Here is a 13,589-nt window from a genome sequence, read left to right on the forward strand (position 1 = left end):
GGGTGCCCGCGGGGAGACCGCCCGAGCGGAGACCGCCTGCGGAGAGACCGCCCGAGCGGAGGGTGCCCCAGCGGAGGGTGCCTGTGACGGTGGGGGGCCCGGGACGGGCCGGGTCGTGGAGGTGTCGATTCCGGCGGATCTGGTGCGGCTCGCCGGGCGGCTGAGCGTGCCCCCGCAGCCGGGCGGGGTGGTCGTCTTCGCGCACGGCAGCGGCAGCAGCCGCATCAGCCCGCGTAACCGCTTCGTCGCCGACACCCTGGCGTCCGCGGGGCTCGCCACGCTGCTGTTCGACCTGCTGACCCCGGACGAGGAGCGCGACGTCGGGAACGTGTTCGACATCGGGCTGCTCGCCCGGCGCCTGCTTGCCGCGACCGCCTGGCTGCGGGAGGTGTCCGCGACCGCCGCCCTACCGCTGGGCTACTTCGGCGCGAGCACCGGCGCCGCGGCGGCGCTGTCCGCCGCGGCCGAGGCCGCCCAGCAACCCGCCTTCGACGTCGCCGCCGTCGTCTCCCGGGGCGGGCGGCCGGACCTGGCCTGGGATGCGCTGCCGGCGGTGCGGGCGCCGACCCTGCTCGTCGTCGGCGGGCTCGATGAACAGGTCCTCGAGCTGAACCGGCGGGCGCGGGAGCGGCTCACCGGCTGCGCGAGTCGCCTGGAGATCGTGCCGGGCGCGACGCATCTCTTCAGCGAGCCGGGCGCGCTGGAGCGGGTGGCCGCGCTCGCCCGGGACTGGTTCGTCGACCACCTCACCCTGCTGGGCCACGCACACCAGGTCTGACCGACCTCGTTCGTCAAGCACCTTTGCGTAATCGTGTGCGTGCTCCCCGAAATGGGGGAACGACGTCAAGGGGAGCGCATGGCCCACCCGGGCGGGGCGTCGGGCGGAGAGGGGCTAGGCATGGCCTACATCGGTTCGGTGGTCAGCGGGCCGCCGGTGACCGTGGCGAGAGCCACCACGATCAGCGAGGCGGCCCGGAAGATGGGGCGAACGGGCGTCGGCGCGCTGCTCGTCGTCGACGATGACCGGCAGGCGGCGGAGCGGCAGGTCGATGACCGGCAGGCGGCGGAGCGGCAGGTCGATGACCGGCAGGCGGGGGAGCGGCAGGTCGGGGATCGACTGGTCGGCATCGTGACCGACCGTGACATCGTCCTGCGCGGGGTGGCGCGGGGGATCGGGCCGGACGGCCGGATCGACGCGCTGATGACGACCGAGGTCATCACCGTGCCCGCCGGCATGGGCGTCGAACGGGCCTACGAGATCTTCCGGGATCACGCGATCCGGCGGCTGCCGGTGCTGGACGGCCGGCGCATCGTCGGCCTGGTCTCCGTCGACGATCTGCTGATCCGCAGCGAGCGGGAGATCGCGGACCTGGTGCATCCGCTGTGCGAGGAGACGTTCGCCCCGCACCGCGAGGCGGCGGCGCCGGTCGTGACGGAACGAGTGACGACCACGACCACGACCACCACGGCGGCCGTCCGCATGGCCGATTTCGCCGCGCCCGCCCGTCGACGGACCGCGCTGCACGCGCACCCCGGAGACACCCTGGTGGTTCACAGCCACGTACCCAGGGCACCGGACCGGCTCGGGGAGATCTTCGAGGCCCGGACGGACGCGGGTGACCCGCCGTTCGCTGTGCGCTGGTCAGACACCGGGCATGTCAGCTTCGTGTACCCCGGCCCGGACGCGGAGATCCGCCGTGGCGGCGAGCGGGCGGTCGCGGACAGCACCCGCTAGGGTCACGAGCTCGCCGACCGGCACCCGCCGCGGGGTCAGGCCGCGATGTCCACCACGTGGCCGCCCTCGAAGGCGATCGTGCGGTCGGCGAGGACCTCGGCGTCGGTCGGGTCGTGCGTGACGATCAGTACGGGTGCGGACAGCGTCGGCAGGACCGTGCGCAGGAACGCCCGGACCTCCCCCCGGGTGGTGGTGTCCAGTGCGGCCAGCGGCTCGTCGAGCAGCAGCAGGCGAGGCTCCGTGGCCAGCGCGCGGGCGAGCGCCACCCGTTGGCTCTGGCCGCCGGACAGAGCCCCGGGGCGGCGGTCGCCGAGCTCGCCGATCCCGAACCGCTCCAGCCACGAATCCGCCCGTTCGCGCGCGTGCCGGCGGCCCTGGCCGAGGCGGGCCCGCACCCCGAACGCCACGTTGTCGCGGGCGCGCAGGTGCGGGAACAGCAGGTAGTCCTGGAACACGACGCCCACCGGGCGGCGCTCGGACGGGACGAAGCGGTGTTGCGTGGGGTCGTCGAGGACCTGTCCGGCCAGCGTGATCCGTCCCTCGTCGAGCGGGAGCAGCCCGGCCAGCGTGCGCAGCAGGGTGCTCTTGCCGGCACCGCTGCGGCCGAGAACGGCGACCGTCTCCCCCCGGGCGACCTGGACGTCGACGGCGAGGACGAACTGGCCGCGGCGCACCGTCACGCGGGCATCGAGGCCGCCCGTCTCCGACGCCGGTTCGGGCCCGGGCTTGGACGGGTCGGACTGCGTGCTCCCCGGCGTGCCGGCGCTCACCCGAGTCCTCCCTCAGGGCCGACGGCCACCGGTGTCGGGCGGGATGCCCGGCCCCGTAGCAGCCGCCGGGCGCCCGGGAACCACCGCGCGCGCAGCGCCACCAGCACCGCGACGCAGACGGCGAGCAGGACGAGGGACAGCGCGATGGCGGCGTCGGTGTCCGTCTCCAGCGCCAGGTAGACGGCCAGTGGCATCGTCGTGGTGGTGCCGGGGAAGTTGCCGGCGAAGGTGATCGTCGCGCCGAACTCGCCGAGGGCGCGGGCCCAGCACAACGCGGCCCCGGCGGCGACGGCGGGCGCGACCAGCGGGACGGTCACCCGGCGGAACGTGGTCCAGGGGCCCGCGCCGAGGGTGGCGGCGGCGTCCTCGAAGCGGCGATCGGCGCTGTTCAGCGCGCCCTCGACCGAGACGACGAGGAAGGGCATCGCCACGAAGGTCTGCGCGATCACCACTCCGGCGGTGGTGAAGGGCAGGGTGATCCCGAACCAGTCGTCCAGGCGCTGCCCGACAATGCCGCGCCGGCCCAGGGCCAGCAGCAGCGCCACGCCGCCGACGACGGGCGGCAGCACCAGCGGCAGCGTGACCAGCGCCCGTAGCAGGGAGCGACCCGGGAACCTGGTCCGGGCCAGCAGCCAGGCGAGCGGAATGCCGAACACCAGCGACAACGCCGTCGCCGCGGTGGCGGTCTCCAACGACAGCAACAGTGCCTCGCGGACGCTGTGCTTGGTGATCAGATCGGGCAGCCCGGACCAGGGGGCCCGGACGAGCAGGCCGACGAGCGGCAGGAGCAGGAACAACGCGGCGACCGCCCCGGGCACCCACAGCGCCCACGGCGCCCGGCGGCGGGTCTCCCGGCGGGCGGTACGGCCCATCGCCCGCGGGCGGGGTCGCCGGTCCGGATCGCGATCCAGGCCGCGATCCGGACCGGCTACCAGGCTCTCCGGTGCGCCCGCGGAGCCGCCCCTCGACCGGTTTCGCGCGCGCAGTGCCAGCCGCCAACCGGTCACGGCCCGCTGCGCCGGAGCGGCCCACGGGAGCGAGGCATCGCCTGGACTCGTCATCGCCGGCGGGGCCCCTCTCCCTGGTGACTCTGGTGATCCGTTGCAGCACAGGTGATCCGTTGCGGAGCAGGTGAGTGATCCGTTGCAGAGCGGGCCACCCGCGGGACCCGGGCCGCCGGACGGTCAGCGGCGGTCGGGCATCTCGATGACGACGTTGGTCGACTTCACCGCGCCGACCGCGAGGACGCCGGGTTCGAGCCCGAGCTCGTCGGCGGCCTCCCGGCTCATCAGGGAGACCAGCCGGTGCGGGCCGGCCTGGATCTCGACCTGGGCCATCACCGTGTCCCGGGTGACCCGGGTGATGATCCCGGGGAATCGGTTGCGGGCGGACTCGGCGACGACGGGCGTCGCTGTACTGGTCTGGTCTCCTGCCATATCCTTGGCGAACTCGGCCAGGTTGGCGCCCTCGATCGCTCGGCGACCGGCGTCGTCCAGGACGGTAGGCAGTCGGCCGCTGTCCGCCCATCGGCGGATGGTGTCGTCGCTGACACCGAGCAGCGCTGCCGCCTCACTGATCCGGAATCTCGGCATGCTTGTGATGGTAGCCCGGTAGCTTCGGCGAGTTCGACGCGCATAACCCGAATTTGCGGTGATTTTGGCGGCGTTTCTTCCGCTTACGCGGAGCTCCTCCGGTGCGGCGGGGTCGGCCCGTTCGTGGCCTCGGCCGGCCCGTCCCCGGCGGGATGACCGGTTGGCGCCCAAGCATCCGCCCCGACGGGGCACCATGCGGATGTTGCCCCGTCCGCCGATCCCCGTCCCTGGAGCGCCCGTGACACCGTCCGCTCGCCCGTTAGCCACCCCCACCGCCAGCACCGCCGACGGCCCGGCCGTCGACCCCACGGATCCGGTCGCGGCGCCGGTGCGGATCAACGTCCGCGCGCTGCTGGTCGAGGGTGACCGGATCCTGCTCGCCAACGAACGTGGCCAGACGTGGTTCCACCTGCTCGGTGGCCGGGTCGAGGCCGGGGAGACGGTGCAGGGGGCGTTGCGCCGCCTGCTCGATGAGCAGGCCGGCATCGAACTCGACCATCTCACGTTCGCCGGCTGCCTCGAGGGAACTGCGATCGAGCGCGGAGAGCGGGTCCGGGTGCTTGACGTCGTCTTCGCGGTCGACCGGTCCTGGGCCGGCGAGTTCGGCACCAGGCTCGACGACCTGGACATCGTCTCGGCGTCCCTCGTGAGCCTCCCCGACCTGGATCTGCGCCCCGCCACCCTGCGCCAGCTCATCCCCGAGTGGCTGCTGCACGCCCGACCGGCCTGGTACGGGGCGAGCGGCCGCTGACCGCCGAGGCGTGGCCGACCGCCGAGGCGTGGCCGACCGCCGAGGCATGGCCGACCGCCGAGGCATGGCCGACCGCAAGGCGTGGCCGGCATCACGGCGTGGTTGACCGCAAGGCGTGGTCGGTCTCACCGAGTAGGTGACCTCGCGGCGTGGTTGACCTCAATCCGACTTCAGGTTCTAGCGTTCGGTCACGGGCCGGCGCCGCCTCGTGGGCACATCGGCGCGGCCCGTGGCCACCCGGCCCCGACCGCGACCTGGAGGACGGATCATGTACGCAGTCCGGCTGCACGAGTTCGGCCCGGCGGGCAATCTCCGCTACGAGCAGGTCGACGATCCGGTGCCGGCGGCCGGCCAGGTGCGCGTCGCGGTGGCCGCAGCCGGCGTTCACCTGGTCGACACCATCCTGCGGCAGGGCTCGGCCGGTGGCCCGTTCCAGCGCCCCGAGCTGCCGACCATCCCAGGGCGGGAGGTCGCCGGCACGGTCGACGCCGTCGGGCCGGGCGTCGACGAGGGGTGGCTCGGCCGGCGTGTCGTCGCCCATCTCGGCCTGACCGGCCAGGGATACGCCCAGCTTGCCGTCCGCGAGGTGGACAGCATCCATCCCATCCCGCCCGGCCTCGACGCCCCCGCCGCCGTGGCGATGATCGGCACCGGTCGCACCACGATCGGCATCCTCGACGTCGCCGAGCTGACCGCCGAGGACGTCGTCCTGATCACCGCCGCGGCCGGCGGCATCGGCAGCCTGCTCGTCCAGGCGGCCCGCGGCGTCGGGGCGACCGCCGTCGCCATCGCCGGGGGAGCCGCGAAGGTCGCCGCGGCGCGCCGCCTCGGCGCCGACATCGCCGTCGACTACACCCTCCCCGACTGGCCGGACGCCGTCCGGGCCGCCCTCGACGGCCGCACCGTGACCGTGACGCTGGACGGGGTGGGTGGCGCCGCCGGCCGCGCCGCCCTGGAGCTGATCGGACCGGCCGGCCGTTACTACACGTTCGGCTGGTCGGCCGGGTCGCCCACCGCCATCACCACCGAGGACGTGACGGAACGTGGCCTGCTGGTCGCCTCCGTCCTCGGCCCGCGGATGTTCCGCCGGCCCGGTGGGCTGGCGGCGCTGGAGGAGGCCGCGCTCGCCGCCGCGGCCGCCGGCACCCTGGTACCAGCCGTGCAGACCTTCCCGCTGGCCGAGGCGGCGGCCGCCCATGCCGCCCTGGAAACCCGCGCGACGACCGGCAAGGTCGTCCTGATCCCCTGATCCCCTGATCCCCACCGAGCCCCCCTGAGCCCCGGGCGGAGCGGGCGGGGATCGTAGTGTTGCGGTGGTGGCGGTTCGAGGGACGGGCGACGCGCTGGTGCTGCTGACCGGATCCCAGGCGCGCCGGGCGGCCCTCGCGGCTCAGGGACTGGCTCGTCCACGGCCGACCGGCCGGCTCGATCGTCGGCACCTGCGGGCCCTGTTCGCCCAGGTCGGGGTCGTGCAGATCGACTCGGTGAACGTGCTGGCCCGGGCGCACTACCTTCCCGGCTGGTCGCGGTTGGGACCGTACTCTCGGGAGATGTTCGACCGGCTCGTCCAGGTCGAGCGGTACGCCTACGAGTACTGGGCGCACGAGGCCTCGCTCGTCCCGGTCGCCTGGGAGCCGCTGTTCCGCTGGCGGGCGGCGGCGGCGCTGGCCGGCGAGGGCCTGTGGCGGGGGGTCGCCGCGTTCGGCCGGGAGCGCGCCGACTACGTGGCCGACGCGCTGGCCCAGGTCCGTGACCGCGGCCCGCTCGCCGCCGCCGACCTGGCCGAACCCGGCCGCGGCGGTGGGGGCTGGTGGGGATGGGCGGACGGCAAGCGGGCCCTGGAGTACCTCATGTGGACGGGCCAACTCTGCGTCGCCGGCCGCCGCGCATCCTTCGAACGGCTCTACGACCTGCCGGAGCGAGTGATCCCACCGGCCGTTCTCGGCCTGCCGACCCCCGACCCGCACGAGGCCGTCCGGATCCTGCTCGGCCACGCCGCCGACCGCCTCGGGGTGGCGACCGCAGGTGACCTCGCCGACTACTTCCGGCTGCCCGCCGCGGTGGCGAGGCCCCGCCTCGCCGAGGTGGTGGAGAACGGGGAGCTGGTGGAGGTGGGGGTGGCCGGCTGGTCCGGGCGGGCGTACGCCCGCCCGGAGCTCACCGTCGCCCGCCGGGCCGCCGCCCGTGCCCTGCTGTCCCCCTTCGACCCGCTGGTCTGGGAACGTGCCCGCACCCGTCGCCTGTTCGGGATGGATCTGGTCCTGGAGCTCTACACACCCGCGCCGAAGCGGCGGTACGGCTACTACGTACTGCCTTTCCTGCTCGGGGATCGACTCGCGGCCCGGGTCGACCTCAAGGCAGACCGGGCGGCGAGGGTCCTGCGGGTCGCGGCGGCCTGGCACGAACCCGATCCCGGCTCGGACATCCCGGCCCCGCGCCGTTCGGTTCGGCCAGGTCGGGCAGGTCAGCCGTCGGTCGTCGCGGCCGGTCGGGATCTGGCCGGTCGGGATCTGGCCGGTCGGGATCTGGCCGGTCGGGATCTGGGCGGTTCGGATCCGGCCGGCTCAGCGTCGGACGGTCCGGATCCGGGCAGTCCGGCGACGGTCGCCGGCGAGCTCGCCGCCGAACTCGCCGCGCTCGCCGGCTGGCTGGGCCTCGACCGTATCGAGGTCGTCGCGAACGGGACGTTGGCCCCCGCACTGACCCGAGCGGTCGCGGCCCTCGGCGCGGCCGGCTGAGCGCGCCGGTCCACCCGGCGGCTTTGGCAGCGCGCCTTTGGGATCACGGCGTTGGCAGCGTGGCTTTGGCCGCGCGGCCTTGGGAGCGCGGCCGGCGCCGCTACTTTGCAAGAGTGGCCCTCGATGCCGATGCCGATGCCGACCGGCGCGAACCGGTTCGCGGACTGCTCACGCGGCCGTCGCCGGGAGGGGTGACGGTGTGGTCGTCGTCGGCGTGACGGGCCACCGGGGGCTCACCGGGGGTCAGGCCCGCTACGTGGCCGCGCAGGCGCGCCGGCTGCTCACGCCCCTCGCTGACGCCGGTTTCGCCGGGATGACCTGCCTCGCCGAGGGCGCGGACACCATCGTCGCCGACGTCGTGCTCGCTCTCGGCGGCCGGCTGATCTCCGTGATCCCGGCGGACGGGTACCGCGACTTCCAACCCGCCGCGCATCGCCGGGACTTCGACCGCCTGCTGCGCTGCTCCGCCGAGGTTCGTCGGCAGGACCGCCCGACCCCGGACCTGGCCAGCCTGATGGCGGCGAGCCGGGTTCTCGTCGACGCCTCAGACCGGATCATCGCGGTCTGGGACGGTCTGCCGGCCCGCGGCTACGGGGGTACGGCTGACGTCGTCGATTACGCCCGGCTACGGCGCCGGCCCGTAGAGATCATCTGGCCGGCTGGTGCCGTGCGTCGCTCGGCGAGACCCGACGCCGAGGACTGACAGCGCCGGCCAGCCGGCGGCCGGACCGTCAGCGGGGAGTGAGCGGGACGATGCCCACCTGGACCGGGGTGAGACCGCTCTTGGGCGCGGCCGAGGTGCCGGCGGTCCCCGCGGCCGGAGGCTGCGCCTGGGCTGGGGCCTGTGCCTGGGCTGGAGCCTGCGCCTGGGTCTGGGTCTGGGTGCGCGCCGGCGCCTGGCTCTGACTCTGCGGTTGGCTCTGACTCTGCGGCTGGCTCTGGGCCTGGGTTCGGGGGGGTGCTTGCTGGGCCTGGGCCGGCCGGGCAGCCGGGGCCGCACCGCCGCTCGCGGCCGGCAGCCCCGCCGCGGCGGCCACGGGCGCCGCCGGAACGCGGTCCGTGCCGGCCGTGCCCGGCGTGATCGTGCCGGGCTGCCCCGTCGGTGCGGTGACCCGGGACGCCGGAGGCTGCGCGGCGGGCCGTTCGGTCGGCGTGAGGGGGGTGACGAGGAGCCCCTGGGGCGCCTGGACGGCCGGGTTCGGGGCGCTCACCGGGGCCTGCCCGGCGCCTTGCGCGGGATGACGATCGGCCGAGACCAGTGGCGCGCCAGCCGCACCGGCGTCCCCGGCACGGCTGGCCGCGGCGAGCCGCAACGTGTGCAGCGCGAAGTCCTCGGCGGCGAGATCCTCCTGCTGCTCGTACTCGGTCGGGGCGAGCGCCGCCCCGCCGCCGGGGCTGGTCGGGGCGCCGGTGGCCGCGTCGCCGGGATCGGTCGGGGCGGCGGGATCGGTGGAGTCCGTGGAGTCGGCGGAGCCCGCCGGCGCGGGCGCCGCGGACGGGTGCGCCGGCGCCGGCGCGACCCGGTCTGCGGACCGGCTCCCGGCCGTGCCGTCCCCGGCGCGATTCTCGTGCAGGGGGGCCTGCGCGCCGGTGGTCACGTCGTCGCTGGAGCCACCCAGCCCCGCGGCGGTCGCGGCCGCCGCGACCGCGGCCGCCGCCGCCACCGCGAGCACGGCGACCGGGCGGGCCCGGGGACGGCGCCGACGCTCCTCCTCCGGGCCCGGCGAGTTCGGTGGCAACCGCTGCACCCCCGCCGCGGCCGCCGAACGTTCGGACGGGGTGGACTGGCCGCCCACCGTGGCGCCCTGGCCGGGCGGGAGGATCAGCGTCGGGTGCGTGCGGCTGGCACTCTGCTCCGAGCGGTCTGCCGCGGCGGACCGGCGGGGGCCGGGCCCCGCCGGCCGCTGCGACGGCGTCGGCGGCGGGGGGAGCACCGGCGGCGGTGGCAGGGTCGGCAACGGGGGCAGCGTGAGGCTGACCTCGAGTAGGTGGGGCAGGTCCGGTAGGCCGCCCCCGGCCGCGTCCTCCCGCCGTCCGGCATCCTCCCGCCGTCCGGCATCCTCCCGCCGTCCGGCATCCCCTCGCCGCTCGGCGGAGCGGGCTCGTCCGAACGGGTCGGCCCGCCTGATCGCCCGGCCGAGGCCGTTCCCGGCGCCGCGACCGTCCCCGCCACCGGTCTGCGTGTCGCTACCGGTCTGCGTGTCGCTACCGGTCTGCGTGCCGCTACGAGTCTGCGTGCCCCCGTGGCTGGTCGCGCGGGCGGTGCTGTGGCGACCACCGCCGGCCGGCCTGACCTCCCCACTCCCACCGTCGGAGCGGGACGGCGGCGGAGTGAGTCGCGCGGTGACGGCCTGCTGGCGGGAGATCGCGCGGGAGCGGTCGCGCCCGGCGCGACCCGAACGAGGGCGTGGACCGGCAAGCAGAGCCAGTAGTTCGGAGACGTCGGGCAACGAGGCACCGTCGGCCTGTCGCACCCGGGCCAGCGCGCGGGCCACCCCGGGGCTGGTCGGGCTGTCCTGCTCGGGCCGTTGCGCGCGCCGCCAGCCGCCGCGGCCCGCCGGCTCCACCGAACCGGACGCCTTGCCCGTGGCGGCCAGGTCGACGATGCCGGCCCAGGCCACGATGTCGGCGGCCGGCCCGTCCCAGCCGCCCGCCGCCGGCCCGTAGCCGTACCCGGGCACGTAGCCGCCGCCGGCCGCAGGCACGGTCGCGGCCCCCTGCCCGGCGGCGGCCGTGGACAGTAGCAGCGGGCGCAGGGCGGCGGCGATCCCCAGGTCGACCAGGCGAGGACCGACGACGGACAGGACGACGTCCGTGGCCGTCAGGTCGCCCAGGGCGCCGACCGTGTGGTGGGCCGCGTCGATGGTTTCGAGCAGGGTGCGGGCGAGCCGGTCGATCTCGTCGGCGGACAGCGGTCCCCGCTCGGTGAGCTCGCGCGCCAGGGTCGGCCCGCCGACGAACTCGGTGACCACGTATGGGCGGTCCGCGTCGGGCGCGGCGTCGAGCACGCCGCAGGTGTGCGGACCGGACAGCACGCTGGCCCGGTCGACGGCCGCCGCGAAACGGGCCCGCATGTCGGCGCGCAGGGCGTCGCCCGGATGCAGCGCACGGATCGCCACCTGGCCGCCGCCCGGCGCCCGGCCCAGGTAGACGATGCCCGTGATGCCCGCGTCGAGGCGGCCGAGCAGCGGATAAGGCCCGAGCGCCGAGGATTCGCCGGCGGCGAGCGGTGCGACGTGGCGAGGTAGTCGAGCGGTCATGGTGGGTGCCCCGAATGNGACTCGCGGATGGCCGGCGGCGTGCGACCTCTCCGACGGTAGCTACTCAGGTCGTGTCCGTGAAGGCCGCTACGCCCCCTTCTTCGGATGCATCCGGGTCGTGGCCGCCGTGCCCACGAGGTCCGGGGTCGGCGTGGCCGCCTCGACGGGGCGCGGGGGCGCCGGCCGGGCGCCCGGATGAGCGGCCTCGATCCCGTCGAGCAGCCAGCCCAGGGCCTGCTCGAAGCGGGGCGTCAACAGCCGGCAGCCGGCCGTCCGCAGCGACTGCAGCCGGGGCAGCTCCTCGGCGGCGACGATCGCGTCGAAACCCGGTTGCGGTTCCAGCATCGGCGCAGGATCATCGTTATGGTCGCCCGCGGGTTCGTCCGGGTCGCGGTACGCCTGGCCGCTGAGCTCCCGCAGCGTGCAGCCGACGACCAGATCGCTGACGGAGTGGATGATCCGCAACTGCTCGTCCGGATCGTCGGTGATGCGCGACGCGACGGTGAGGTACTGCTCGAGGTAGCGCAGCTTGTTGGGGCCGAGCGCGGGGCGGACCGCGACGCCCAGCGCCCACGGGTGGCGCTGGAAGGACTGCCTGATCCGCCGGGCGATCTCGGTCAGCGCCGTGCGCCAGTCGGCGGGGATGTCGTCGAGCAGGTGCCCGCCGAGAAACTCGTTCCACATCAGGTCGAGGAGCTCGTCCTTGTCGCGCACGTGGTAGTAGAGCGTCATCGTCCCGACGCCCAGGCTCGCGGCGAGCCGGCGCATCGACACGGCCGCCAACCCCTCGGCGTCGGCGAGCTCGATGGCCGCCAGCGCGAGCCGCTCGGGGCTCAGGCTGGACCGGCACCCGGGTGGGGGACCCTGTCCCGCCCGGCGCCTCCCGCCCGGCCCGACGGCCGGTTCCGTCGGCGCGGCCATGACCTCGTCACCTCCGAACACGCAGCCGAACAGCAGTTTTTGCCGTTGGTACATCGTACGGCGTAGGGTGGCCCCTGGTCCTCGTACGGTGTACGACGGCTGCTAGGAGGGGATGTTGGGAATGGCACATTCGGAGGGAACAGGCGCAAGCGGCGTCGGCGGTCCCGATCAGGTGGCGGCGGGGGNGCCCGGGGGCACCGCGTCCGTCGAGGCCTCCGTCGGGGGTGGTCGGGGCGCGGCCGGTTCGGCGCCGCCGGCCCCCCGGGCGAAGTGGGCCGTGCTGGCGGTGTGCTGCCTGGCCCAGTTCATGGTGGTGCTCGACATCTCGATCGTGAACGTCGCGCTGCCGGCGATGCAGACCGATCTCGGCATGTCGGCCGGCGGTCTGCAGTGGGTGGTGAACGCCTACACCCTCGCCTTCGCCGGGCTGCTGCTGTTCGGCGGCCGGGCGGCGGACTTGTTCGGTCGGCGCCGGGTCTTCGTGTTCGGGCTGGGGCTGTTCACGCTGGCGAGCCTCGCCGGTGGCCTCGCCCAGTCCGAGACGCAGCTCATCATCGCCCGGGCGGTGCAGGGTCTCGGCGGCGCCGTGCTGGCCCCGGCGACGTTGAGCCTGCTGATGACCTCGTTCGCGGAGGGCCGGGAGCGGACCAGGGCGCTCGGCGCCTGGGGTGCCACGGCGGCCAGCGGCGGTGCCTTCGGAACGGTCGTCGGCGGGATCCTCACCGACGTCGCCGACTGGCGGTGGGTGCTGTTCGTCAACGTGCCGATCGGGGTGGCGCTCGTGGCCGCAGCCCGCGTGGTGCTCGTGGAGTCGCGGGGGCAGGTCAGCCGCCTGCGCGACCTCGACGCGCCGGGCACGCTGACCGTGACGGGCGGCCTGGTTCTGCTGGTCTACGCGATCGTCCGCACGGAGACCTCCTCCTGGGGCTCGCCGGTGACGATCGGGTTGCTGGTCGGTGCGGTCGTGCTCCTCGGTGCCTTCGTCGCGATCGAGGCCACCACGGCCAATCCGCTGGTGCCGCTGAACATCTTCCGCTATCCGGGGATCGCGGTCGCCAACGTGGTCGCGGCGCTCCTCGGCGCGGCGATGTTCGCGGTGTTCTTCTTCCTCACCCTGTTCCTGCAGCGGGTCGAGGACTACAGCCCGCTGCGGGCGGGGCTGTCGATGCTGCCGATGCCACTGATGATCATTTTGGCGTCGCAGCTCGTCACGCGGACGATCGGTCGGCTCGGCCCGCGGCCGATCATCATCTTCGGCGCCGCCGTGGGCTCGTCGGGCCTGCTGTGGCTGTCGGCGATCACGGTGGGCGGCTCGTACTGGACGCATGTGTTCGGCCCGCTCGCGGTAATGGGCTTCGGCATGGGAACCACGATGGTCTCGATGGTCTCCGCGGCCACCGCGGGTGTGCCGATGCGGCTCGCCGGGCTCGCCTCCGGGCTTATCAACACCGGGCGGCAGATCGGGGCGGCCGTCGGTCTCGCCGCCGTGACGACGATCGCCACGCATCACACCGACAGTCGGCTCCGCCATGGGATCGCGCCGCCCGAGGCGCTGACCTCCGGGTACTCGCTCGGCCTGTTCATCAGCGGCTGCGTCTTCGCCGTGGGAGTCCCGGTGGCGTTCCTGCTGCCGCGGCTGCGCCGGCCCGAGCCGGCTGCCGCCGGGCCGCCGGCACCGGCCCAGCTCGCCGACGCCCAGCTCGCCGACGCCGACGAGCAGGCAGTCGCCCACACCGCCGAGATCTGACCTCGGGTCGAGCTGCCTGGTCTTTCCAGAGGGATGGACCGGACACGGAACCCTCTGGAAAGACTAAGGAACTCC

9 protein-coding genes and 2 pseudogenes are annotated in these 13,589 nt (G+C 74.9%); 7 read left to right on the plus strand and 4 right to left on the minus strand.

The features are described 5' to 3' along the window. Together UK82_RS42250 and UK82_RS03240 are read left to right on the plus strand one after the other, a co-directional pair. Positions 1-778, plus strand: a pseudogene (locus UK82_RS42250) (dienelactone hydrolase family protein); the annotation flags it as partial. A gap of 120 nt (positions 779-898) precedes the next feature. Continuing rightward, positions 899-1,735, plus strand: a complete 837-nt coding sequence (locus UK82_RS03240) for a DUF1918 domain-containing protein (protein WP_055406260.1) — start codon at positions 899-901, stop codon at positions 1,733-1,735. Between the two features lie 35 nt (positions 1,736-1,770). Here UK82_RS03240 and UK82_RS03245 read toward each other — a convergent pair whose 3' ends face one another. The 3 genes from UK82_RS03245 to UK82_RS03255 all read right to left on the minus strand — a co-directional run bounded on the left by UK82_RS03245 (position 1,771) and on the right by UK82_RS03255 (position 4,097). Further along, positions 1,771-2,505 carry an ABC transporter ATP-binding protein gene (locus UK82_RS03245; protein ID WP_055406261.1) on the minus strand — a complete coding sequence of 245 codons (735 nt, stop codon included), beginning with the start codon at positions 2,503-2,505 and terminating at the stop codon, positions 1,771-1,773. Further along, positions 2,502-3,566 carry an ABC transporter permease gene (locus tag UK82_RS03250; RefSeq protein WP_082121623.1) on the minus strand — a complete coding sequence of 355 codons (1,065 nt, stop codon included), beginning with the start codon at positions 3,564-3,566 and terminating at the stop codon, positions 2,502-2,504. The genes UK82_RS03245 and UK82_RS03250 overlap by 4 nt, the downstream gene beginning before the upstream one ends. A 123-nt stretch (positions 3,567-3,689) precedes the next feature. Further along, complete coding sequence (locus UK82_RS03255; RefSeq protein WP_044883345.1) at positions 3,690-4,097, minus strand: molybdopterin-binding protein; 408 nt, start codon at positions 4,095-4,097, stop codon at positions 3,690-3,692. A gap of 238 nt (positions 4,098-4,335) precedes the next feature. Here UK82_RS03255 and UK82_RS03260 point away from each other — a divergent pair, with 238 nt between their 5' ends. From UK82_RS03260 to UK82_RS03275, 4 genes are all read left to right on the plus strand, one after another. Continuing rightward, on the plus strand, positions 4,336-4,848 hold the full coding sequence (locus UK82_RS03260) for an NUDIX hydrolase (protein WP_055406262.1): 513 nt from the start codon (positions 4,336-4,338) through the stop codon (positions 4,846-4,848). A gap of 268 nt (positions 4,849-5,116) precedes the next feature. Next, a complete protein-coding gene (locus tag UK82_RS03265) occupies positions 5,117-6,097 on the plus strand; it encodes a zinc-binding dehydrogenase (RefSeq protein ID WP_044883347.1) in 981 nt (326 codons plus the stop codon). Between the two features lie 67 nt (positions 6,098-6,164). Beyond that, positions 6,165-7,586 carry a winged helix-turn-helix domain-containing protein gene (locus tag UK82_RS03270; RefSeq protein WP_044883487.1) on the plus strand — a complete coding sequence of 474 codons (1,422 nt, stop codon included), beginning with the start codon at positions 6,165-6,167 and terminating at the stop codon, positions 7,584-7,586. Between the two features lie 199 nt (positions 7,587-7,785). Then, positions 7,786-8,289, plus strand: a complete 504-nt coding sequence (locus UK82_RS03275) for a hypothetical protein (RefSeq protein WP_055406263.1) — start codon at positions 7,786-7,788, stop codon at positions 8,287-8,289. A gap of 2,644 nt (positions 8,290-10,933) precedes the next feature. Here the strand turns inward: UK82_RS03275 and UK82_RS03285 are convergent. Further along, on the minus strand, positions 10,934-11,821 hold the full coding sequence (locus tag UK82_RS03285) for a TetR/AcrR family transcriptional regulator (RefSeq protein ID WP_063897434.1): 888 nt from the start codon (positions 11,819-11,821) through the stop codon (positions 10,934-10,936). Between the two features lie 132 nt (positions 11,822-11,953). Here UK82_RS03285 and UK82_RS03290 point away from each other — a divergent pair. Next, a pseudogene (locus UK82_RS03290) lies at positions 11,954-13,514 on the plus strand (MFS transporter); the annotation flags it as partial. Positions 13,515-13,589: the final 75 nt, after the last annotated feature.

The sequence above is a fragment of the Frankia sp. ACN1ag genome (assembly GCF_001414035.1).
In the GTDB taxonomy this organism is placed as follows: Bacteria; Actinomycetota; Actinomycetes; order Frankiales; family Frankiaceae; genus Frankia; species Frankia torreyi.

Excerpts from the sequence above, each read along its gene's own strand:
- UK82_RS03240 (WP_055406260.1), top strand. The coding sequence starts at position 899 with ATGGCCTACATCGGTTCGGTGGTCAGCGGGCCGCCGGTGACCGTGGCG.
- UK82_RS03250 (WP_082121623.1), bottom strand. The coding sequence starts at position 3,566 with ATGACGAGTCCAGGCGATGCCTCGCTCCCGTGGGCCGCTCCGGCGCAG.
- UK82_RS03255 (WP_044883345.1), bottom strand. The coding sequence starts at position 4,097 with ATGCCGAGATTCCGGATCAGTGAGGCGGCAGCGCTGCTCGGTGTCAGC.
- UK82_RS03265 (WP_044883347.1), top strand. The coding sequence starts at position 5,117 with ATGTACGCAGTCCGGCTGCACGAGTTCGGCCCGGCGGGCAATCTCCGC.
- UK82_RS03285 (WP_063897434.1), bottom strand. The coding sequence starts at position 11,821 with ATGTACCAACGGCAAAAACTGCTGTTCGGCTGCGTGTTCGGAGGTGAC.